At 71.4% G+C, this 22703-nt stretch carries 18 protein-coding genes; 5 read left to right on the top strand and 13 right to left on the bottom strand.

Annotation, left to right across the window (positions count from 1 at the left end; genetic code table 11):
- Window positions 1–6: 6 nt before the first annotated feature.
- From VMS22_21305 to VMS22_21290, 4 genes are all read right to left on the bottom strand, one after another.
- Window positions 7–1179, bottom strand: a complete 1173-nt coding sequence (locus tag VMS22_21305) for an acyl-CoA dehydrogenase family protein (protein ID HXJ36583.1) — start codon at window positions 1177–1179, stop codon at window positions 7–9.
- 83 nt (window positions 1180–1262) lie between these two features.
- Window positions 1263–2909, bottom strand: coding sequence for a hypothetical protein (locus VMS22_21300; protein ID HXJ36582.1), 1647 nt, complete (start codon window positions 2907–2909; stop codon window positions 1263–1265).
- A gap of 9 nt (window positions 2910–2918) precedes the next feature.
- Window positions 2919–4145, bottom strand: coding sequence for an MFS transporter (locus tag VMS22_21295; protein ID HXJ36581.1), 1227 nt, complete (start codon window positions 4143–4145; stop codon window positions 2919–2921).
- The gene (locus VMS22_21290) at window positions 4132–5853 is read right to left on the bottom strand and encodes a matrixin family metalloprotease (GenBank protein ID HXJ36580.1); all 1722 of its coding nucleotides are present in this window, start codon (window positions 5851–5853) and stop codon (window positions 4132–4134) included. The genes VMS22_21295 and VMS22_21290 overlap by 14 nt, the downstream gene beginning before the upstream one ends.
- Before the next feature lie 66 nt (window positions 5854–5919).
- Here VMS22_21290 and glgB point away from each other — a divergent pair, with 66 nt between their 5' ends.
- Both glgB and VMS22_21280 read left to right on the top strand, forming a co-directional pair.
- Entirely contained in the window at window positions 5920–8127 is a 2208-nt protein-coding gene (gene glgB / locus VMS22_21285) for a 1,4-alpha-glucan branching protein GlgB (protein HXJ36579.1), read from the top strand.
- A 49-nt stretch (window positions 8128–8176) separates the two neighbouring features.
- On the top strand, window positions 8177–8545 hold the full coding sequence (locus VMS22_21280; GenBank protein ID HXJ36578.1) for a hypothetical protein: 369 nt from the start codon (window positions 8177–8179) through the stop codon (window positions 8543–8545).
- A gap of 3 nt (window positions 8546–8548) precedes the next feature.
- Here the strand turns inward: VMS22_21280 and VMS22_21275 are convergent, their stop codons facing one another.
- Window positions 8549–9628: a chromate transporter gene (locus VMS22_21275; GenBank protein HXJ36577.1), complete on the bottom strand. Its 1080-nt coding sequence runs from the start codon at window positions 9626–9628 to the stop codon at window positions 8549–8551.
- 29 nt (window positions 9629–9657) lie between these two features.
- Window positions 9658–11049, bottom strand: coding sequence for an SGNH/GDSL hydrolase family protein (locus VMS22_21270; GenBank protein ID HXJ36576.1), 1392 nt, complete (start codon window positions 11047–11049; stop codon window positions 9658–9660).
- Window positions 11050–11216: 167 nt separating this feature from the next.
- On the opposite strand from VMS22_21270, the gene VMS22_21265 reads away from it, so the two are divergent.
- The gene (locus tag VMS22_21265; protein ID HXJ36575.1) at window positions 11217–11567 is read left to right on the top strand and encodes an exosortase system-associated protein, TIGR04073 family; all 351 of its coding nucleotides are present in this window, start codon (window positions 11217–11219) and stop codon (window positions 11565–11567) included.
- Between the two features lie 4 nt (window positions 11568–11571).
- Here VMS22_21265 and VMS22_21260 read toward each other — a convergent pair whose 3' ends face one another.
- The 7 genes from VMS22_21260 to VMS22_21230 all read right to left on the bottom strand — a co-directional run bounded on the left by VMS22_21260 (window position 11572) and on the right by VMS22_21230 (window position 21098).
- Window positions 11572–12795: a glycosyltransferase gene (locus VMS22_21260; protein HXJ36574.1), complete on the bottom strand. Its 1224-nt coding sequence runs from the start codon at window positions 12793–12795 to the stop codon at window positions 11572–11574.
- Window positions 12792–13433 carry a DUF5752 family protein gene (locus VMS22_21255; protein HXJ36573.1) on the bottom strand — a complete coding sequence of 214 codons (642 nt, stop codon included), beginning with the start codon at window positions 13431–13433 and terminating at the stop codon, window positions 12792–12794. The genes VMS22_21260 and VMS22_21255 overlap by 4 nt, the downstream gene beginning before the upstream one ends.
- The gene (locus tag VMS22_21250; protein ID HXJ36572.1) at window positions 13430–14881 is read right to left on the bottom strand and encodes a trehalose-6-phosphate synthase; all 1452 of its coding nucleotides are present in this window, start codon (window positions 14879–14881) and stop codon (window positions 13430–13432) included. The genes VMS22_21255 and VMS22_21250 overlap by 4 nt, the downstream gene beginning before the upstream one ends.
- A 111-nt stretch (window positions 14882–14992) precedes the next feature.
- Window positions 14993–16339 carry a sigma-54 dependent transcriptional regulator gene (locus VMS22_21245; GenBank protein ID HXJ36571.1) on the bottom strand — a complete coding sequence of 449 codons (1347 nt, stop codon included), beginning with the start codon at window positions 16337–16339 and terminating at the stop codon, window positions 14993–14995.
- Window positions 16340–17713: 1374 nt separating this feature from the next.
- Window positions 17714–19195 (bottom strand): ATP-binding protein, encoded by a 1482-nt coding sequence (locus VMS22_21240; GenBank protein HXJ36570.1) that lies wholly within the window; start codon window positions 19193–19195, stop codon window positions 17714–17716.
- Complete coding sequence (locus tag VMS22_21235) at window positions 19192–19662, bottom strand: hypothetical protein (protein HXJ36569.1); 471 nt, start codon at window positions 19660–19662, stop codon at window positions 19192–19194. Before VMS22_21235 ends, VMS22_21240 begins: the two co-directional genes overlap by 4 nt.
- A complete protein-coding gene (locus VMS22_21230; GenBank protein ID HXJ36568.1) occupies window positions 19659–21098 on the bottom strand; it encodes a HAMP domain-containing sensor histidine kinase in 1440 nt (479 codons plus the stop codon). Before VMS22_21230 ends, VMS22_21235 begins: the two co-directional genes overlap by 4 nt.
- Window positions 21099–21243: 145 nt before the next feature.
- Here VMS22_21230 and VMS22_21225 point away from each other — a divergent pair, with 145 nt between their 5' ends.
- Together VMS22_21225 and VMS22_21220 are read left to right on the top strand one after the other, a co-directional pair.
- Window positions 21244–21672, top strand: coding sequence for a hypothetical protein (locus VMS22_21225; protein ID HXJ36567.1), 429 nt, complete (start codon window positions 21244–21246; stop codon window positions 21670–21672).
- Between the two features lie 99 nt (window positions 21673–21771).
- Window positions 21772–22701 (top strand): SDR family NAD(P)-dependent oxidoreductase, encoded by a 930-nt coding sequence (locus VMS22_21220; GenBank protein HXJ36566.1) that lies wholly within the window; start codon window positions 21772–21774, stop codon window positions 22699–22701.
- The last annotated feature ends 2 nt before the right edge of the window (window positions 22702–22703 follow it).

Below are 22703 nucleotides of genomic sequence, written 5' to 3'. Positions count from 1 at the left end.
CGGCGGCTAGGCCCGCGGCAGCCCGAGCACGCGCTCGGCGATGATGTTGCGCTGCACCTCCGACGTGCCGGCGGCGATCGTGCGGCCCATCGAGTAGAGCAGGAGATGCGGCCAGCGGCCGTCGTCGACGGCGTGCTTGGAGCGGCGCAGGAGCTGGCTGTGCGGCCCGAGCAGCTCGCACGCCGTGTCGATCTGGCGCTGGTACATCTCGCTCCAGAAGAGCTTCTCGATCGACCCTTCCGGTCCAGGGACGCCGCCGCGCAGCACCTTCGTCAGGTTGCGGTAAGCGAGAAAGCGCATCGTCTCGGCGTCGATGTAGGCGCGCGTGAGCGCCTGGCGGACGACCGGGTCGCGCGTCGCCGGGACACCGCCACGCTGGTGCCGGCGCGCCGTCTCGAGCATCTCCGTGAGTGCGACCTTCGACTGGAGCTGGCGGCTGAAGGTGAGCGTCTGGCGCTCGTGCATGAGGCACGTGATGGCGATGTCCCAGCCGCGATTCAGCTCGCCGACGACGTTCCTGCGCGGTACCCGCACGTCCTCGAAGAAGACCTCGTTGAAATCGGGATCGCCGTTGATCTGCACGAGCGGCCGCACGGTCACGCCGGGGCTGTGCATGTCGACCAGCAGGAACGTGATCCCCTTGTGCTTGGGTGCCTCGGGGTCGGTGCGCACGAGGCACATGCACACGTCGGCGTAGCGCGCCCAGCTGGTCCACACCTTCTGCCCGGTCACGACGAACGTGTCGCCGTCGAGGACGGCCTTCGTCTTGAGGGCGGCGAGGTCCGAGCCGGCGTTCGGCTCCGAGAACCCCTGGCACCAGATCTCGTCGGCGCTGAGGATCGGCCGCAGGTGGCGCTTCTTCTGCTCTTCGGTGCCGTGTGCGATGAGCACCGGACCGCCCATCGTGAGGCCCGCGAGCCCGATGAACTGCGGCGCCTTCGCGCGCGCGAGCTCCTCCTGGAAGATGATCTGCTGGATGAGGGTCGCGCCGCGCCCGCCGTACGCTTTCGGCCACGCGACGCCGCACCAGCCCGCTTCGGCGAGCCGCCGCTGCCACGCCTTGGCGTAGGCGACCCACGCCTTGGCCTCTTCCGGCTCCGGCCCCGGCGGGTTCTTCTCGAGCCACGTCCGCAGCTCGGTGCGAAAGCGTTCCTCTTCCGGCGTGTAGGAGAAGTCCATACCTCAATGCCCCCGTGCGCGGAGCCGCTGCGCGGCCCCGCTCCGATGGGCGTCGATCCTCGGACGAAGTCCCGTGGTCTCCATCACTTCTTCTGGTAGTCCAGGTCGTCGATCGACGCCAGGGTCGACGGCGCGAGCCGGGCCAGGGCCTCGGCATCGCCCTTCAGGGTGGCATCGAAGAAGTTCTCCGCCAGGTAGTTGACGATGTCGTGGGCGTTCCGCCAGGGCAGGTGGCGCGGCGTGCACGCCTCGTCGAAGCCGCCGATCGCGCCCACCAGGTTCCGCGGCACCTCGCACACGTCGGAGAACGTGAAGTGGCCGGCCCCGGTGATCTCCGCCAGGCCGACGATGGGCGCGCCCGCGGGCAGGAGGTCGAACGGATGCTGCTGCTCGGTCGGGAACGGCGTCGTCGTGTCGAGGGTGCCGCCGACCACGAGGATCGGCTTCGTGATGCTCGCGAAGAAGTCGTCCGGGAAGAGCGAAGCGGCCGGAGCGAGCGGCAGGAAGGCCTTCATGCGCGCGTCGGTGAAGGTCTGGCCGGCGAACGTGCCGCCGGCGAGCGCGAACGTCGTGTAGCCGCCGAACGAGTGGCCCGACATGCCGACCTTGTCGAGGTCGATGGCGCCGGCGAGGACGTCGCCCGACGTCGCGTTCATCATGGTGAGCTCGTTCAAGAGGAAGGTCATGTCGAGCGGCCGGTTGATCGCCGAGCTCGCGAGCGGGTCGACGATGCCGAGGGCGATGTCGAGGAACGTGTTGCCGCGGTGGTCCGGGCTCGCAACGACGTAGCCGTGGCTCGCGAGCTGCGCCGCGAGGAAGATCGACTGGAAGCGGATGCCGGCGTTGCCGTGCGAGAAGAGGACCAGCGGAAACGGCCCGGGCGCGATCGCGACGTCGCGATACGTCGGCGTGCGGGCGATGTCGACGCCGAAGAGGTTCACGACGTAGCGGTCCATTCCCGCCACGGCCGCGGCCGTCGACGGATACCAGAGCTCGACGGTGACCGGGCGCGACCCCGTGCCCGTCACGTCCGGTCGCGAGTCGTCGACGAGATCGAGCGTGCGCGTGCCGACGGGGAAGGGCCCCGGCTCCGCGGATGGCCCGAGGTCGTTCGGCGGATAGCCCCACTGCGCGAAGTGGCGCGCGCGGTCGAACGCCGTATCGACGACGTCCTCGGCGGAGCCGTACTGCATCGCCACCAGCACCGAGCCGCACCCCTTCACGATGCGCGCCGTCGCCTTCTTGCGCAGGCCCGCCGCCTTCCGGTCGCGCGCCGCGTGGCGGCACTTCCCGCCCTTCGCCTCGCGCAGGTAGCACGTCTTTCCGAAGAGGTTCACGATCTTGATCCGGAACACGTCGAGCACGCCGTCGACCGTGGCCCGGCAGCGCGCCTGCGACGATCCGAGCGGGGGCTCGGGCTCGGTCTTCACCAGGTCGACGGCGTCGGCCGCGTAGTCGTTGCACGCATCGCTCAGGCGCAGCACGGTGTCGTCGGCGCCGAGGTAGCCGAGGGCGATGCTCGTCTCCTCGTCGCATGCCTTGCGGATCGCCGCCTCGTCGATGGGCGCCGGCTCGTCGGAGTGCGGGGTCTCTTCGATCTCCTTCTCGTGCTCCGCCGACGCGAGGCACTGCGTGGCGGCGGCGCCCGAGGCCTTCATGCAGGCCACGCGTGGATCGCGCGCCGCGAAGGCGGGGAGGGTGAGGAGGAGCAAAAGGACGAGAGCACGCATGTGGATCTCCTATGCGAAGGCGGACGAGCGTGCGAGCACCAGGGCGACGGCGGCCGTCACGACCCCGCCGCTCGCGAGCACGAGCGGCACGCCGACGCGGTCGCCGACGAGTCCCGCGACCAGCCCGCCGAGGGTCGAGAAGCCGAAGAAGAGCACCGTGATCATGCTCATGACGCGCCCGCGCATCCCGTCGTGGACCGCCGACTGGATGGTCGTCATCATCGACGAGATCGAGAGCGTCTGCAGGGTGCCGAGCAGGAGGAGGAGCCCCATCGTCGTGCGCAGGGTCCGCACGATCGCGAAGCACGAGAGCACGATGCCGAACAGCACCGCGCCGACGACGGTGATGCGCCCGCTGCGCTCGCGGTTGCCGACGGCCGAGATGGTGAGCCCACCCACCACGGCCCCTGCGCCGACACTCGCCATCAGGTAGCCGAGGCCGGCGGCGTCGGCGAGCCCGAGCGTGCCCGACGCGACTGCCGGCAGCATGATGATGTACGGGAAGCCGAAGAGGCTCATCACGGCTGCGAGGAAGATCGCAGGACCGATCACCGGATGGCGCCGCACGTAGCCGAGCCCCTCGCGGAGGGCGCGGAGGATCGGCGCCGGCGCGTCGGCCGAGTGCGGGGGGAGCCGCAGGCGCGCGACCACGACGGCGAGCCAGAGCGACCCGACGGCGTTGAGCGCGAAGCAGCCCTGCGGGCCGATCGGCGAGACGAGCACGCCCGCGAGCGCCGGGCCGAGCGTGCGGGCGAGGTTGAACTGCACGGAGTTGAGCGAGATGGCCTGAAAGAGGTGCTCCGCCGGGACGAGGCTCGGCACGATCGAATGCATGGCCGGCGTGTACAGGGCGGTGGCCGTGCCCGACACCATGGCGATGGCGATCACGTGCCAGACGGCGATGTGTCCGAGCATCGTCAGGAGGGCGAGCAACGTGGCGCTCGTCGCCATCAGCACGAGGCTTCCCATCATGAGCAGGCGCCGGCTCGCCCGATCGGCGATGGCGCCGCCGACGAGGCCGAGCACCAGCGTCGGCAGGTTGCCGCAGAAGCTCACCGTCCCCAGCCAGGAGGCGGCGTGCGTGAGGTCGTAGACGAGCCAGCCGAGCGCGACCGTCTGGATCCACAGCCCGAGGCTCGCGGTGAACGATCCGATCCAGAAGCGACGGTAGTCGCGGAAACGCAGGGCCGCCAGCACCAGACGCAGGAGGTCATCACGCGCGTCAGCGCCGGTCAATCCAGTCGAGCAGACGCGATTGCGCGTCGGCGAGCAGCGCGTCGAGCGTCGCCGCACAGGTGCTGCCGAGCGGACGGTGCCGGCGCGCGGCCGCGCGATCGACTGCGACCTGGGCACGCGCGAGCGCGCGCACGCTGCGGGCGGCCAGGTGCGTGTTGCCGTTCGGCACGGCACGCCCCGCGTTCCGTGCCGCATTCCGGAAGAGGCGGCTCACCTTGGACGGGACGCGATCGCCCGCGCACGCCGCCGGCGGAAAACCGCCCGCGAACACGCACGTCGCGGCCGCATCGCCGTCGACGGGCCGTGTCTGACAGCCGTTCGTTTCGTCGCAGCTTCCGGCCACGCAGGGATTGCCGCCGGTGCAGTCGGTCGGGGTCGTGATGCACCGCCCGGTCGAGCCGTCGCACGCGTCGGTCGTGCACGTGAGCCCGTCATTGCAGGCGGCGTGGCCCGCTTCGCCGCACCCGCAGCCGGTCGCGTCGACCGCCGTGTCGGGCGGCGTCGATGGGCACGCGTCGAGCGCGTTCGGCACGCCGTCGCCGTCGAGGTCGTTCGGATCGGTGAGACTCGGGTAGATGGCGGTCACGCCGGCGACGTCGTCGCTACGCAGCGAGGCGCCGCGGCCGTCGAGATGCGCGAGGAAGTACATGGTCGCGCTGCGCAGGGTCGGGTTCGGCTCGTTCGGGTCCTCGGACGAATGCCCGAGCCCGATCGTGTGCCCGACCTCGTGCGTGACGATCTCCTCGAAACCCAGCCGGTCGAGACAGTTGGCGACGCCGTCGGCGATCGTGACGTCGCCCTCGCTGATGCGACGGAACTGGGCGCCGCTCACGACCTTGGTCGACGTCCCGACGCAGAAGCCGGCGACGGCGAGCACGCCGCGGCAGTTCTGGAGCGGCGAGATGTCGCCGAAGGGATCGTTGAACTGGATCGTGCTCCGCCCGTCGCACGTCGACACGGCCGAGGCCTGTGCCGGCCCGCTCGCCCGCGCGAGCGCGATCGTGGCCGTCGGCACCGCCGTCCAGGCGCCGAACGCCGCGTCGACGATGGCGTTGCTCGCGGCGGGGCCGAGCGACGCGTCGGCGTTGGCCACCTTGTAGCGCACCGTCTGGCCGCTGTCGGGCTCGAACCAGCGCGCGAACGGCGGACCGAGGAACGTGAACCGCTCGATCTCGGGCGCCGGCGCCGGCAGGGGAACCGTCGCACGGGGCAGCGGGACGGAGCCCACGGTCGTTCCGAGCGCGGCGGCGAAGCTCGCGAGCGGCCGGACCTCGGGGACGGTCACCCGGCGCTCCGCGAGGACGGCACCGTCCGCGCCGGACGTCAGCCAGTAGACGCCGAGGGCGAGCGCGTTCGGCCGCAGCTCGCCGCGCGCGTCGTGCTGCAGGAAGACGAGCACGGCGTTGCCGACGCGAAAATCCGGCGCACCGAAGACGACGGCCCACCGGTTTCCCGCGCGTCCGCCCGGCGTCGTGACGGTGAGCGTCATGCCCTGGGCGGCGGCGCCCTTCAGGACGCGGTCGACGGCGATCCGCGTGCGGGTGACGATGCGATCCCCCGACTCCACCCCCTCGACGCCGGTGACCGTGCCGGTGACGATCACGTCCGACGAGGCGGTGAGTGCCGCGTCGTCGAGCGGGGCGAAGACCGTCGCGCCGGCGAGACGCGCGGCCGCGACGAGGAGGATGCCGATGGCGATCGCTCGCACGGCAACGACCTTACCGGCTCGGCGTCATTCGCACGAGACCCTCCGTTCGAGTATCGATCGACGCGCATGCCCCGGCCCGCCCCTCCCGTCGACGCGAGCAATCGTGCGCGCCTGCTTGCGGGGGCGCATGCGACGCCGCACGACGTGCTGGGAGCGCACCCGGGCGCGTGCGACGGCGCGAGCGGCACCGTCATCCGGGCGTTCCACCCCGATGCGGTCGCGATCGAGGCGATGTGCGACGACGGGCGGGTCGTTCCGCTCGAGCCCGACGGCAAGGGCGGGCTCTTCGTCGGCTTCGTCGCCGGCGTCGCGCCGCCGCTGCGCTATCGCCTGCGTCTGCGATTCGGCGACGGGAACACCTGGGAGCGGGACGATCCGTACCGCTTCCTGCCGACCCTGGGCGACGTCGACCTGCACTTGCTGAACGAGGGCACGCATCGTCGGCTCGGAGAGCGCCTCGGGGCGCGCCCGCTCGTGATCGACGGCGTGCGGGGCACCGCGTTCGCGGTCTGGGCGCCGAGCGCCCGCCGCGTGTCGGTGGTCGGCGACTTCTGTCGCTGGGACGGCCGCCTCTTCCCGATGCGGCAGCTCGGGGCCTCGGGCGTGTTCGAGATCTTCGTGCCCGGCGTCGAGGCGGGCGCCGTCTACAAGTACGAGATCCTGACGCCGCAGGGCACGATCCGCCTCAAGACCGATCCGCTGGCGGCTGCGCTCGAGCACCCGCCGCGCACGGCGTCGCGGGTGGTCGCGGAGAGCACGTATGCGTGGGGTGACGCGGCGTGGATGGACGCGCGCCGGACGCGCGACTGGACGCGCGAGCCGATCACGATCTACGAGGTGCACCTGGGATCGTGGGCACGCGTCCCCGAGGAGGGCAATCGCCCGCTCACGTATCGCGAGATCGCGCCGCGCCTCGCCGAGCACGCGCGGCGGCTCGGCTTCACGCACGTCGAGCTGCTGCCCGTGATGGAGCACCCGTTCGACGGCTCGTGGGGCTACCAGGTGTCGGGCTACTTTGCGCCGACCTCGCGCTTCGGGACGCCGGACGACTTCCGCTTCTTCGTCGACACCTGTCACCAGGCGGGCATCGGCGTCCTCCTCGACTGGGTGCCGGCGCACTTCCCGCGCGACGACTGGGCGCTACGTCGATTCGACGGCACCGCGCTCTACGAGCACGAGGACCCGCGCGAGGGCGAGCATCCGGACTGGGGCACGCTCATCTTCAACTACGGGCGCAGCGAAGTACGGAGCTTCCTCGTCTCGAACGCCGTGCACTGGTGCCGGACGTTCCACGCCGACGGGCTGCGCGTCGACGCCGTCGCGTCGATGCTCTATCGCGACTACAGCCGGCGCGCCGGGCAATGGATCCCGAACCGGTACGGCGGGCGCGAGAACCTGGAGGCGATCGCGCTCCTGCGCGAGGTGAGCGACGCCCTCGCCGCCGAGGCGCCGGGCGCGATGACGATCGCGGAGGAGTCGACCGCGTGGCCCGGCGTCACGCGGCCCGTCCGGCAGGGCGGGCTCGGCTTCACGTTCAAGTGGAACATGGGCTGGATGCACGACACCCTGTTCTACTTCGCGCTCGAGCCGGTGCACCGTAAATTCCACCAGAACGACCTCACCTTCGCGATGCTCTACGAGACGAGCGAGCGCTTCGTGAACCCGCTCTCGCACGACGAGGTCGTGCACGGGAAGCGCTCCCTGCTCGAGAAGATGCCCGGGGATCTCTGGCAGAAGCTCGCGAACCTCCGCACGCTGCTCGCCTATCAGTACACGCGTCCGGGCAAGGTGCTCCTCTTCATGGGGACGGAGCTCGCGTCGCACGAGGAATGGAATCACGACGCGAGCCTGCCCTGGCATCTGGCGGACGATCCGGCGCGCGCGGGGCTGCAGCGTTTCCTCGCCGATCTGGCGCGCCTGTATCGCGAGCGCGCGTGCCTGTGGCGCGTCGATCCCGATCCCGACGGCTTTCGCTGGATCGACTGCACGGACCGCGATCAGTCGATCGTGTCCTACGTCCGCCGCGACGGCGACGCCCACCTCGTCGTGGTGCTGAACCTGACGCCCGTTCCGCGCTCCGACTACCGCATCGGCTCGCCGGCGAGCGGCGCATACGTCGAGCTGCTGTCGAGCGACGACCGCCGCTACGGCGGCAGCGGCTACGAGACCCGGAAGCGCGTCGTGACCGAGCCCGTGCCGCTTCACGGGTTCGCGCAGTCGATGCGGCTCGCCCTGCCGCCGCTCGGAGCGCTCGTGCTCGGCCCGGAGTCGTAGGACCTTCGGCCGATGGACGTGGTCGTGCCGGCGGCGTAAACGTCCGCCCATGCGCCTGGTCGCGTCAGCGCTGCTCGTCCTGCTCGCGACGGTGTCGCGCATCCCGGCGGCGACCCTGGCCTGTCCCGATGTCGGGCCCTGCGAGAATCGGATCGTCGTGCTCTCGTGCCGCAGCGGCGCCCCGCTGGTGCGAGGACAGCTTCTCGGTCGCCGCAGCCGCGCGCTCCCGACCGATCTCATCCGCTGCAGGCGGGGCGACGCGGGCACCTGCGTGTTCACGTGGCGGAACGAGTGCCCCCCGGCCTCGGGGGCCTGCGACGACTCGTTCGTGAGCGTGGACCGCGGCTCGCTCGTGACGCTCGGCGATGCCACGACGACGGTCGTCTTTCGCTGCCGCCTCCCGCGCAGCTCGTACTGAGCGTCACCGCGCGACGAGCGCGCGGACGACCCCGGCGATCAGCACGCCCGAGAACACGGCCGTCGAGCCGGCGTCGAGGGCCCAGAGCGCTGCGCCGCTCGCGAGCGCGATCGCGATCTCGATCGGTCCCGCGAGCGCCGCCGGCGCCAGCCGTACGAGGACGGCCGCGATCAGGCCGACCACCGCCGCGTTGACGACGTCGAGCGTGCGACGGACGGCGGGCCGATCGCGCCACCGCTCGAGGAGCGGACCGGTCGCGGCGACGAGCACGAAGGCGGGCAGGAAGATCGCCACCGTCGCGACGGCGGCGCCCGGGACGCCCGCGAGCAGGTAGCCGACGAACGTGGCGGCGGTCGACACCGGCCCAGGCGTCACCTGTCCAATCGCCACCGCGTCGAGGAGCGCCCTGTCCGACAGCCAGCCGTGCGCCGCGAGCTCGGCGCGGAGATAGGCGATGAGGACATAGCCGCTCCCGAACATCGTGGCACCGATCTTGAGGCACACGAGCCCGAGCTCGGCGAGGGGCACGGCGCGGAGCCGGCTCGGGTCGAAGCGCGCGCCGAGGACGCCGGCGACGGCCGCGAGCACGACGATCGAAACCTCGCCGAGGCCCGCCAGCGACGCTACGAGGGCGAGCGCTGCGATCGCGATCTGGGCGCCGCCGCCGATTGCCTGGCGCGCCAGGCGGACCAGCGCCGCGGCCACGACCACGACCACGGCGGGGCGCAGGGTCGCGAGCACGATCTCGACGCGCGGCACCGCGCCCACGCGCGCGTAGGCCGCCGCGAGGACCGTGACCAGCACGGCCGACGGCAGGACGAACGCGACGCCGCCGGCGACGAGACCCGGCCATCCGGCCCGCAGGCGTCCGAGATGGATCGCCATCTCGGTCGAGTTGGGGCCCGGGATGAGATTCGTCGCCGCCAGCATGTCCAGGAAGCGCTGGTGATCGAGCCAGCCGCGACGCCGGACGCACTCCTCCTCCTGCATCGCCACGTGTGCCGCCGGTCCGCCGAACGCCGTGCAACCGAGGCGGCCGAAGACCGCCACGACCTCGGCGAGCCGGGTGCGGCCGGACGTCACGCAGGGGCTCTTTAGATCATGACGCCGCCTCAGAACAGGCGGTCGAACCAGTGCGTGATGCGATCCAGGAGGTGCTCGCCAAACCGCTTGGCCTGGTTCGAGAGGCGATCGTAGATCTTCGTGAAGAAGCCCTCGATGTCGTCGACGTCGGGGTCGCCGATGAGGCCGAACGGCGGCTCGCCCGCGGGACGGAACCGGCTGTGGGCGAGCGGGTCGTGGGCGTTCACGCGGGCGACGTTCACCGGCGCGATGCCGTCGCCGAAGCGCGCGTTGATGGCGTCGATGAAAGCGTTCGCGATGAGGGCGTGACCGGTGCGGGTGGGGTGGATGCCGTCGAGGCTGAAGACGCCGCCGAGGTACGCCGTCGTCGCGTCCGGGGTGCCATCGCCGTCGAGGTCGGTGCCAGCGTCGCGAAGCTGATCGAAGAGCGCGAACACGTCGACCGGCGCGATCATGACGCCGCGGCCTTGCTCGGTGTCGGCGATCGCCGCCGCGATCTCGGCGTTGAAGGCGACGATGGTGGCGCGTACCTGCGCGCGCTCGGTCGCGTCGAGGACCTTCGAGCAGGGCGGGGTCGGCAGCGAGGAGCGGGCGAGGTCGATCGAGAGGAGATCGTCCGCGGCGACCGGGGCGAGCACGCCGCCGCCGGCGTCGCAGCTCGTGACCTCGGCGGTCGCGTGACGCAGCGCCGCGATGCCCGTGACGTCGGGGAGGTTGGCCACGGCCATGTCCGCGCCGGTGTCCGCGAGCGCATTCAGCAGCCGGCGGAACCGCTGGCCGAACACCGCCGCGCTCTCGTCGGCGCCGGCGGGATTCGTGTCGGTCGCCATGCCGAGTACGTCGTTGCTTCCGATCCAGACGAGCAGGAAGGTCGGGTCCAGATCACGCACACGCGTCACCTGGGAGACGGAGTCGGTCGTCGGTGGCAGGCCGAGGATCAGGAACTTCAGGAGATCGCGCCCGTTCACGTCGTCGCCCCCCGCGAGCTGGCGCGCGACGTCATCGGGTCCGATCTCGTCGAAGACCGACGACACGTCCTCGCCGGGGATCGCGAGGTTGCGCGTCTCGCGGAAGGGCTTCGACCGCATGCCGATGTCGTCGACCTTCCGCCGCACCTCGCCGGGGTCGAGCAGGCCGTTGCGGTTCGCATCGTCGATCGCGAGCGGAGGCGGCACGCCGGGCGACGACATGAGCGGCAGCGGCAGGCTCACGCCCGCCTGGCGCGCGACGAGCGACGCGGCGCCGTTCACCTGGCCCATGCGACCGTGTCCGACGAACCCGCCCGATGCGAAGCCCGCGAGCAGGCTGTCGCCGACGACCACCATGCGGCGCAGGCGCGGCACGTCGGCGTGGGCTCGCGTCGTCGCGAGCGGCGTCGCGAGAAGAAGGAGCAACGTCGTGAGATGTGCGGCGCGTTTCATCGCTGCGAGCGTGTGCAAGAGGCGCGCCGCCACCGTGCCTACGTCGAATGGCGGAACGGAGTTCGTGTCGAGTGGCTGTAGAATCTACATTCGACGTGAAGCATCGCCGTGATCGACCCTCGGACGCTGCGGGCGCGGCCGGCACGGATTCTGCTCCTTGCGGCCGCATGAAGAATCGACGCACATCGCTCATCTCGGCTGCTCTGTTTTCGTCGGCGCTCGTGTTCGCCGCCGCCGCGCACGCCGACCCGCCGGCGTATACGCCGGTCGACAAGCTCGGCCGCGGCGTCGCCGGCATGGTCGGCGGCGCACTCGAGCTGCCGGGCCAGATGGTGGACGAATCCGAGAAGCACGGACCCGCCGGACTGCCGCTGGGCTTCGCCAAGGGCCTCGGCATGGTAGTCGCACGCGAGCTCACGGGCGTCTATGAATTCGTGACGGCGCCGCTCCCGGTGCCGCGTGGCTATCGCCCGGTTCTGGAGCCCGAGTATCCCTGGGATCACTTCCAGAACCTGTGACCCGTCACCCGAGGCGGATCAGCGTCTCGCCCGGATGGTCGAGCGCGACCACGAGCAGCAGGTACTCGCGCAGGTGGCGAATCAGGAGGAAGTTGTGTCGCACGTGCTCGCGGCCGTTGGTCGCGAGCCAGCGCGCGTAATCGGGCGCGTTGAGCAGCTGCTTCAGCCAGTACGCCGTGCCCTCGACGGAGTGCGTGAGGATGCCCGAGTACTTGTGCGCGATCTGCAGAGGGATGCCGCCCGTCGCCGTGGCGATGACCGGCTTTCCCTTCCAGAGCGCCTCCGTGACGGTGAGTCCGAACCCCTCGCGAAGCGACTTCTGCACGATGACGGTCGAGGCGCGCTGCAGGGCGTTGATCTCGAGGTTCGCGGTCGGCGGCAGCTCGAGGACGTGGACGTCGGGATCGCCCGCGGCGCGCTCGCGGCACTCGGCGAGCACCGCGTGTCCCTCCGGATCGTCGCTCGCGCCCCCGCCGGCGAGCAGGAGCTGGCAGTCGTTGTAGCGGCGCGCCGAGCGGAACGCCTCGATGACGCCGAGGGGATCCTTCAGCCGATCGAATCGTGAGATCTGCGTCACGATCGGGCGCGACGGATCGAGCCCGTAGCGGATCGCGATCTCGCGTACGACCTCGGGCTCCAGCTCGCGGTTCTTGTCCGAAAGCGGATCGATCGAGGGCGCGACCAGGAACTGATCCATGCGGAGGTCGCGCGCGAACTGCGGCGCGGAGAAGATCGCCGCCCCGTAGCGCTCCACCCACGGGCGGATGAACTCCCACGCCTCCGGGGCCGGCGCCGAGACGTCGATGTGGCAGCGCCACACCGATCGCGACGGGTGGCGCAGCCCCTCGATCAGCCCGAGCGGCTGCGGATCGTGGATGAACACCACGTCGTCCCCCAGCTCGAGCGAGGCGAGGTTCTCGTCGGTCGTCTCGCGGAAGACGGCGTGATCGCCCTCGCCGAACGTGCCCGGCGCGCCGTGGAGCCCGTTGTGCAGGCGCTTGGTCAGCGCGAAGAACTCCTCGCCACCGCGCACGACGTCCCATCGCGTGTCGATCCCCAGCTCGCGCGTGAGCGGGATCAGGCGGTGCAGGATCTCCGCCACGCCGCCGCCGACCGCGGTCGAGTTGACGTGCTGGATCGCCCGCCCGCGCAGCCGATCGCCCAGCGCGCGCAGCTCGTCGATGGTCGCCTGGCCGACGAAGGGAACGTAGGCGTCGAGGGCGTTCATCGCAGCGGCAGCAGGCCGAGCACGACCCGGCGCAGGCCTTCGAGGGTGTGCGTGTAGGGATCGAGGGCGCGGATCGCGACGGCCACCTCACGCAGACCCATCTCGCGCTCGATCCAGCGCGAGAAGTCGTTGTCCTCGCCGCCGATGCGCAGGCGTGCCTCGAAGACGTGATAGGCGATCGAGGGCGCGCCGACCGCGCCGAGCGCCTGCCGGAACTCCGCGAGCGTCGTCGCCGAGTGCCCGGTCGGGAGGATCACGGACACCGAATCCTTGAAGTGGAACTCCTCGCCCGGAGGTGCGGCGCGAAGGCGGTGCTCGGACTCGAGGTGCGCCTCGAGGATCTCGACCAGACGCTGGCGGAGCAGCGTCAGATTGCCGAAGCGAATCGTATCGACGGCGGCGAGCCGCTCGCCGAGCTGGTCCTCCTGTAGCGCCGTCGTCACCCAGTGTGCGAAGTCGTTCGGGGGCTCGGGCGAGAGCTCCTGGTGCTGGACGAGGAAGTGATGGGTGTGGTGGAAGACGACCGAGAGCGGCACGTCGCGGAGGTGGTGGACCAGCTCCGCGAGGTCGCCCGCCACCAGGCGCGTCGCCTTGGTGAGCGTGAGCCGTGTACGGAACTCGAACGGATGCGCCGTCACGGCGTCACCGGCGTGGGCGCGTGCGGTCCGTCGGGGTGCCCGGAGAGCAGCATGAGGAACGCGGTCGTCCACCAGTGGACGTCGCGCGTGGTCACGCGCTGCAGCAGGGCCGCCATGCGCTCGCGTCGCTCGTCCGCCGGGAGCTCGAGAGCGGCCCTGATCTGCCGCGCGATGCCGTCGGGCTCGTACGGATTCACCAGCACCGCCTCGCGCAGCTCACACGCCGCGCCCGCGAACTCCGAAAGCACGAGCACCCCGTCACCGCCCGCCTGCGAGGCCACGTATTCCTTGGCGACGAGGTTCATGCCGTCGCGCAGCGGCGTCACCAGCGCCACGTCGGCCGCGCGGTAATAGGCGGCGAGGTGCTCGTGGTCGAAGGCGTTGTACAGGTAGACGAGCGGCGAGCGACCGTGGGCGGTGAAGCGGCCGGTGATGCGCCCCACCGTTTCGTCGATCGTCTGCTTCATCGCGCGGTACTGCGGAATGCGGAAGCGCGACGGCGCCGTGATCTGCACCAGGCTCACCCGGCCCTGCCACTCCCGGGACGACTCGAGGAAGCGCTCGAAGCCGAGCAGGCGCTCGATGATGCCCTTGGTGTAGTCGAGGCGATCGACGGCCAGGAGCACGCGTTCCGTCCCCAGCGTGGCGCGCAGCGTCTGCGCCTCGGCCATGGCGGGGGCCGACGCCGCCTCGCGCCGGAAGCGCGCCACGTCGACGCCGACCGGCAGGTCGCCGACGAGCACGTCGCGCCCGCCGAAGCGCACGCGGGGCAGGTGCTCGTCGACGACGAGCCCCAGGAAGTCGCGCACGCAGGCGAGGAAGTTCCGCACGTCGGCCTCGGTCTGGAACGCGACCAGGTCGCCCCCGAGGAGACCGGCCAGCAGCTCCGCGCGCCAGGGGCAGACGCCGAACACCGCCGGCGGCGGAAACGGGATGTGCCAGAACATGCCGATCCGGACGCCGAGGTCGAGGGCGCGCAGCGCCGCCGGAACGAGCGAGAGGTGGAAGTCGTTCACCCACACGAGGTCGCCCGGGCTCGCCTCGGCCGCGACCAGGTTCGCGAACAGGCCGTTGGCGTCCCGGTAGGCGGGCCAGAAGGCCTCCTCGAAACGACATCGCTCCGGAAAGATGTGGCAGAGCGGCCAGAGCACCTGGTTCGCGAAGCCGCCGTAGAAGTTGTCCACGTCCTCGGGCCGCAGGCGTGCCGAGCGGATCGGATAGCCGAGCCCGGTCGTCGCCGGCCGGAGCACGTCCGGCGCGTCCGCGCCGGCCCACGCGATCCAGAGACCGCCCCGATCCCGCAGGACGTCGTCCAGCGCGGTCGCGAGGCCGCCCACCGTGCGGCGCGTGTCGAGACCGGCGTCGGTCCGCTCCACCTCGACCGGCGCGCGATTCGACACGACGATCAGGCGCTGCCGGCGATGACCCCCCGCGGGCTTCCGCGACATGCCCGGGGAGCATTTGTCGGGCCAACCGGCTCGGACGCCGGCGCGTGACCAATTCCGCGCGGCGTGGAGCAGAGTTACACGCCGCGGAAATTCTTACATCGGGCGCGCGGCTCAGAGCTCGCGGCGGTACTTCTTCAGCTTGTTGTAGAGGGTCTTGAGACTGATGCCGAGCGTCGCGGCCGCGCGTTCCTTGTCGCCGTCGAGCGCGGCGAGCGTGGCGAGGATCATGCGGCGCTCGACCTGGGCGATGCTCGTGCCGATGGTCACCTGGAAGCTCGCGCCCCGGCCCTGCTCGGGAGCGCCCGCCTGCGGGATCGGGAGATGGCTCGCCTCGATGTCCTCGTCGGCCAGGATGAAGGCGCGCTGGATGGCGTTGCGCAGCTCGCGGACGTTGCCGGGCCAGCCGTGGTCGCGCAGGCGCACGAGCGCCTGGCGCTGAAAGCGCTTGATCGTCTTCTCGGCGTGATTGAGCTCGTCCAGGAACGCCTCCGCCAGCAGGACCACGTCGTCCCCGCGCTCGCGCAGCGGCGGCATGGCGATCGGGAAGACCCCGAGGCGATAGAGGAGATCCTCCCGCAGCTTGCCCTCTGCGACCGCCGCCTCGGGTGCGCGGTTGGTGGCTGCGATGACGCGCAGGTCGACGGTCACGTCCTCCTCGCCGCCGACGCGGACCAGCGTGGAGGCTTCGAGGACGCGCAGCAATCGGACCTGCGACTCGATCGGCATCTCGGTGATCTCGTCGAGGAAGAGCGTGCCACCGTTCGCGCGCTCGAAGTATCCCTTGTGCGTCCGCGCCGCGCCCGTGAAGCTGCCACGCTCGTGACCGAAGAGCTCGCTCTCGAGGAGCGTCGGCGTGACCGCGCCGCAGTTGAGCGCGACGAACGGCGCATCCTTGCGCCGGCTGAGTCGGTGGATCGTCTCGGCGGCCAGCTCCTTGCCCGTGCCGCTCTCGCCGGTGATGAGGACCGACGCTTCGGTCGGCGCCACCCGGGCGATGAGATCGTAGGTCGCTTGCATCGGCGGCGACGCCCCGATGAGCGCGCCGAAGCGACCGAGCGTGCGCAGCTTGCCCCGCAGGGCGCCGATCTCGCTGCGCAGCTCGCCGCGCCGCGCGACGTTCAGCAGGACCGAGCGCAGCCGCGGAACGTCGGCCGGCTTCGTGAGGTAGTCCGACGCGCCGTGGCGCATGGCATCGATCGCCGAGTCGACCGTCCCGTTGCCGGTGACGAGCACGAACTCCGGTGCGACCGGCCCGTCGGCCTGACGCAGGAGATCGAGCCCGCTCCCGTCGGGCAGGTTGATGTCGAGCAGAACGACGTCGGGTGGGCTCGCGGCCAGACCGACCCGCGCCTCGGCCAGGGTTGCGGCGGTCGCGACCTCGAAGCCTTCCTCACGGACGAGCTCGGCGATGGCCTCCTGGAACGTGACGTCGTCGTCTACGACGAGGGCACGCAGCATACCCAGGTTTCGCTATCGGAAGCGACCGCTCCCGACAAGCCTCGTCGCCCAGCAGCATGGCGACGACACGCGCGACCTCGTGGCAACCCGCAACACGGTAGCGTGCCCGCGAGTGGGGCGCCCGGGGACGCTCGCGACGCGCCCCGGCGTCGTCGACCAGAACCGGGTAGTCCTTTGGTCGTAGGGCAGTGAACCCGATCTCGTCCGTCGCGTCGTCGCCGATGAAGAGAATCGACGCCGCGGGCCTGGCTCCCGCGATCCAGCGGACGGCATCGGCCTTGGTCGGTGCGGAGGCCGGCCGGATCTCGAGCACGCGACGTCCCGCCAGAAGCGAGTACCCCGGCGGGCACGCGTCCCGGACCAGGCGTTCGACGCGGCGTCGCAGGTGCCTGGGCATGCCGCGCACGTGGACCGCAACCCCTGGACCCTTGTGCTCCATGCGAACCGGACCGAGCGCACGCAGCCGCCGTTCGAGGCGTCGGGTCATGGTGCCGGCCGCCCGGGCTGCGGCGCGAGACCAGCGGTGCTCCGCGGGGCGCCCCGGGGGTCGCCGTTCCGCTCCATGGAGGCCGGCGAGCCAGATGCCATGGACGCCGACGAACCGGTCGAGCTCGCGCAACGGCCGGCCGGAGACGATGCCCACCAGCGTGTCGCTCCGCGCGGCGAGCCGCGCGAGCGAATGCCGCAACCCGCCGGACATTCGGACCGCGTCGGGGGTACGGGCGATCGGGACCAGCGTTCCGTCGAAGTCGAAGATGGCCACCAGACCCCGTCGCCGACGGGTCTCCAGCAGCTCCTTGCAGTCGAGGCGATCCATCATGGGAGGCAGCGGCAGACGATTTTACCAGCGCGCGTAACTCTTACCCGATCCCGGCGGCGGAGAAGCGACCTCGTTCGTGGCATATCCCGTGCTGATGCGGCCGGGGGTGCCATGGTCGGGGATCGCGATGTGCTCGGGCGTCGAGGGCGCCGGACGGCGTGGTGGGTGGTGCTGTCGCGCGGAGTTCTACAGACGTTCGTAAGGACGCCCTCGCTCGCCCGGGTACGCTTCCTCACGCGAACGCGGCTCATCGCGGCCAGCCTCATCCCCCCGAGCGTCATCGTGGCGCCGGCGGTCGCGACCTGGCTCCTTACGCTACGGGCGGGACGCGGTGCGTAGTTGGAGATCCTCGACGCAGCCGCTCCCCCGACGATGACACGCCCGGGGGTCATGATCGCCTGGGCGACCGTGTTGTCGGTCGTGATCGTCTCCGTGCTCCTCGTCGTCTGGCTGATCCTCGAGTACGCCGGCGGCGCCCGTTGATTCCGAGCCAAGACCGCACGCCTAACCGTCGCGTTCCGGTCCCCGCGTCTCGGAGACCGGAGCCACGTCCGTCATCTCGTCTCTCGGGCGGGAGGCAGCGTGATCTCGACGGCGGTCCCGCGGCCCTCCGCGCTCTCGATCGCGATGCGGCCGCCGTGGCGCTCGACGGCGGAGCGCACGATCGCCATGCCGAGGCCCGTGCCGCCGGTCTTGGTCGTGAAGAAGAGATCGAAGGCGCGCGCGCGCGTGGCCTCGCTCATGCCGCTCCCGGTATCGGCGACCCGGATGCGCACCGCGCCGTCGGCTCCGCGCTCGGTGCGCACGGTCAGCGTGCCCCCCGGCTTCATCGCCTCGACCGCGTTGACGATGAGGTTCATGACCGCCTTGTTCAGCTCGCGGCTGTCGAGCGGCATGAGGCCGAGCGTGCCCGCGAGCTCGCAGACGACGCGCAGCTCGCGCTCCGCGATCTTGTCCTGGACGAGCGCGAGGCACTGCTCGACGATCTCGTCGGGATCGGTCGGCTCCCGGCGCAGCTCGGCCGGCCGCCCGTAGGCGGTGATGTCGGAGACAAGCGCAGCGAGCCGATCGACGGCCTGATCGATGCGGCCGGCCAGGTCGACGCCGTGGCGGTCGTCGTGGCTGGCGAGACGACGGCCGACGAGCTCGGCGTAGATCTTGAGGCCGCCCAGCGGATTGCTGATCTCGTGCGCGACCTGCGCGGCCACGCGTCCGAGCGCGGCGAGCGCGCCGCTGCGCGCCCGCTCGAGCTCGAGCGAGCTCTTCAGCGCGATCGCGGCGTGCGCCGCGAAGAGCGCGAGCGACCCAAGGTCCTCGGAGGTGGGCACGACGGTGCCGCGCGTCTCGGCGACGAGCGCGCCGCGCAGCGCTCCCTCGACGCGCAGCGGAGCCGCCAGAACGGCACGGGCCTGCGCCTGCTCGACGATGCTCACCTCGCCGCGCTCCATCGCACGCTGGGCCGCGCTGGCGAGGTCGTCGTCGCCGCCGAGCGGCGTGCCGGCCGAGGCGCGGAGCACGAGGCGACCCGCGTCCTCGAGGAAGACCGCCGCGCGTTGCGTGGCCGTCGCGGCGATGGTCGCCTCGACCACGACGCGCAGGAGCCCGTCGACCGAATCGCCGGAGGCGAGGCTCGCCCCGAGCTTGGTGAGGAGCTCGCGATCGCGGGCCCACCGCCGCTCGGCGAGCGCGCGCGTCACCTTGCCGTGCAGCTCCTCGCGCACGAACGGCTTCGTCAGATAGTCGAAGGCGCCGTTGCGGATCGCTTCGACGGCGCCGTCGATGGAGGCGTGCGCGGTCATGATGAGGACGGGCAGGTGGGGCTGGCGCTCGCGCGCGAGGCGGAGGAGCGCCATGCCGTCGAGCGGCGCCATGCGGAGGTCGAAGAGCGCCAGGTCGAACGCCTCGCCCAGCATCTGCGGCACGTCGGCCGGCGCCGACGACGCGCAGACGTCGAGGCCCATCGACTCGAGCCGCATGGCGAGGACCTCCAGGATGTGCCGGTCGTCGTCGACCACCAGCACGCGCCGAGCGATCATGGATGCTGCTCCAGCTCGAGGTCGGAGTCCTTCAGGGTCTCGAGAGTCTGCCGCAAGCGATCCGCATCGGCGCCGAGTCGAGCCGCCTCCTCCTCGCAGCGGTCGGCTTCTCGCATGAGCATGCGCCAGGCGCGCGCCTCCCGGCCCCACGGCGTCTTCGGATACTCGGAAGCGACGCGGGCGAGGACCGTCTGTCCGGCCCGGCGATCGCGGATCGGGCTGCGCGGGTCGAGCCGCAGCGCGGCGAGCCCGAGGAGCGCGCGTGCGGCCGCGGGCTGACCCTGGTTCTCGCGCGCAATGCGCTCGTAGAGCGCCGCGGCCGTGGCGACGCGGCCGGCGCTCGACTCCGCGTCGGCCTCGGCGAGGAGCGCGTCCGCCGTCGGCGGCGGCGCCGCCGGCTCGGGCGATCGGAAGAGCGCGCAGCCGGCCGTCCCGACCAGGACGAGCACGAGGAGCCGGCGCCTCATGACGGGGCCTCCACGCGCGGCAGCGTGAGGGCGAAGCGGCTGCCGCGACCCTCGTCGGACTCGACGTGAACCTCGCCACGATGCGCCTCGACGATGCTCTTCACGATGGCGAGACCGAGGCCGGTCCCCGCCGGCGCCCCGGGGCCCTGCACGTAGGGGTCGAAGATGCGCGCCCGGACATCCGCCGGAACGCCGACGCCGCTGTCCTCGACCACGAGGGAGGCGCGTCCTCCCTCTTCGTGCACGCCGACGCGCACCGCGGCGCCCGCGGGCGAAGCCTTGATGGCGTTGCTCACCAGGTTCACGACCACCTCGACCAGACGCTCCTCGTCGCCGAGCACCCAGGGGTCGGCGCCGTTGCCCGTGTGGATCATGCGCACCTGCGTAGCCTCCGCCTGAGGGCGCAGCTCGTGCAAGGCACGCGCCGCGACGTCGGCGAGGCGGACGGGACGGCGCTCGAGCGGCTGCAGGCCTGCACGGAGGCGCGACAGATCGAGGATCCGGTTGACGAGGCGCAGGAGGCGATCGGTGCTGTCCCCGACGATGGCGACGAGCCGCTCCTGTCGGGGCGTGAGCGGTCCGGCGACGCGATCGGCCAGGAGGTGGGTGGCCTCGCGCATGGAGGTGAGGGGCGTGCGCAGCTCGTGGGACACGTGCGAGAACACCTGCTCCTTCAGTCGATCCGTCTCGCCCAGGCGCGCGGCCATGGCGTTGAAGGCCCGCCCGAGATCGCCGAGCTCGTCGTTGCGGTTCACCACCACGGGCTCGCTCAACTGCCCCTGTGCGAGCTGCGTGCTCGCCGTCGCCAGGCGGCGCAGGACGCGCGTCACGCGAACGGCGACGGTGATCGAGAGCACGAGGGCCAGGAGCGCCGTCAGCGGCAGGGCGACGAACACCGTCGTCCAGGTGCGCTGCTCCAGCATGGCGGCACGGGTCTGGGCCTGTTGGGCCGTGTGATCGATGGCGAGACCCAGCAGGCGGATCGAGCGCAGCATACGCTCGCCGGCGAGGCGTGCGACGCGGAGATCGGGTGGGCCGAGGGTCCGGAGGCGCGTCACCCCGTCCTCGGTCACCGAGACGAGGTCGCGATAGCGGCCGAAGATGTGACGGCACTTGCGCAGCATCTGGCGTTCGGTGGCCGTGGTGAGGGAATCGGCGAGCGTAGCCAGCTCGCGCTCGAGGTCGTCCGCGCGCGCGGTCCACAGGCTCTGGTAGCCGGGGTCGTGCAACAGGCTCCAGCGGGTATGGAGGCGAACCAGGGCCGTCATCGACTCGGTCGTCGCGGCGGTCTGCCGCAGGGCCGGCAGCGTCTCGCTCACGATCCGGCGGTTCGTCTGCACGACCCGGTTGACCGCGGAGAGGCTCCAGCCGGCGACCTCGATCAGCATGAACAAGGGCAGGAGCGAGGCCGCGAAGATCTTCGCCGCGAGACGCACTCGAGTCGCGTCTACGCGCGCCGGCTCCCTCCGGCAAGGACCAATCTCCCGCCGGCTGTAGAATCTACACTGCCCTGTAATTCGTCCAAGGTTCGGGGACCTACGGGCGGTAGCGGCGGGCGGGCACGATCCGTGCTGACGGGGCATGGTCTCGACGCATGCCGACGAGCAGCGCGATCGGCTGATCAGCCCGCAGATCGTGCTGCCCGAGCAGTTCTGGCGTCAGGCGCGCTGGGGCGCACGCGAGTCGAGCGTCCATCGCCTGATGCTCGGCATCCTGCGGGAGGCGGTCGAGCTGTACTGCAAGGCGTGCGAGCCGCGCAGCCGGGTGTCGACCCGGCTCTCGCGCGAGGTGCGCGCGTGGTTCGCGAGCCGCGAGCGTCGCTGGCTGTTCTCGTTCGAGCGCATTTGCGACGCGCTCGGCTTCGAGTCGGACTACATCCGCCGCGGTCTCGAGCGGCGGGTGGTGAGATTGGGCGGGTGCTCCCGGCTCCAGCGCTATGGAGGGCCTCCCGGGCCGCACCCGATCGAGCACGCGGGAGAGACAGCAGGTCGTTCCGCGGCGGCCGGCTAGGGGTCGCGTTTCACGCACGCCACGCGACCGGCCGGCCGCCGCGACGACGGTTGAGCGCCGTCCGAACGCCAGTGTAAACCACCCGGCGTGGAGGCTCGCATGGGAGAGATGCTCGCCGGCCGCGTTGCGGTGGTGACGGGCGCCGGGCGCGGCATCGGCCGTGGCGTGGCGCTCGGCCTCGCGGCGGCCGGCGCGAAGGTCGTGGTCAACGACTACGGCGTGAACCTCGACGGCTCCGAGCCGTCGTCGGGCCCGGCGTTCGACGTTGCGAAGGAGATCCAGGCTGCGGGCGGCGACGCCGTGGCGAGCGTCGAGTCGGTCGCCGCCTGGGACGGCGCGCGCCGCATCGTCGAGACGGCGCTCGAGCGGTTCGGCCGCATCGACGTGCTCGTCACGTGCGCCGGCATCATCCGTGACCGCATGGTCTTCAACATGAGCGAGGAGGAGTGGGACGCCGTTCTCGCCGTCCACTTGAAGGGCACCTTCAACTGCGTGCGCCACGCCTGCACCCACATGCGCGAGCAGCGCTACGGCCGCATCGTCACCTTCAGCTCCGGCGCCGCGCTGTTCGGGAATCCCGGCCAGGCGAACTACGGCTCGGCGAAGGGGGGCATCAGCGGCCTCACCAAGGTCGCGGCGCGCGACCTCGGACGCTACGGCGTCACGGTGAACGCCATCTGCCCGGTCGCGGGCACGCGCATGACGGTCACCGAGGCGTATCTGCGGGCGCGCGAGGTGCGCAAGCAGCAGGGCATCGTGCGCGAGGACCGCGGCACCGAGAACATCGAGCGACTCGACCCGGACGACGTGGCGCCGATGGTCGTCTACCTCGCCTCCGAGCGGGCGGGGAACGTGAACGGCCAGTTCTTCCTCTGCTACGGGAGCGCGATCGCGCTCCTCTCGCAGCCGCGCGCCGTGAAGACCCTCTTCAAGTCCACGGGCGTGTGGACGCTCGACGAGCTCGATCGTCTGGCGCCGTCCTCGATCCTGGCGGGGCTCGTGAACCCCGCCCCGGCGAAGGAGGCGTGACG

The organism is Candidatus Eisenbacteria bacterium (assembly GCA_035577985.1).
Classification (GTDB): domain Bacteria; phylum Desulfobacterota; class Binatia; order DP-6; family DP-6; genus DATJZY01.
This window is presented reverse-complemented; position numbering and strand designations above follow the sequence as displayed.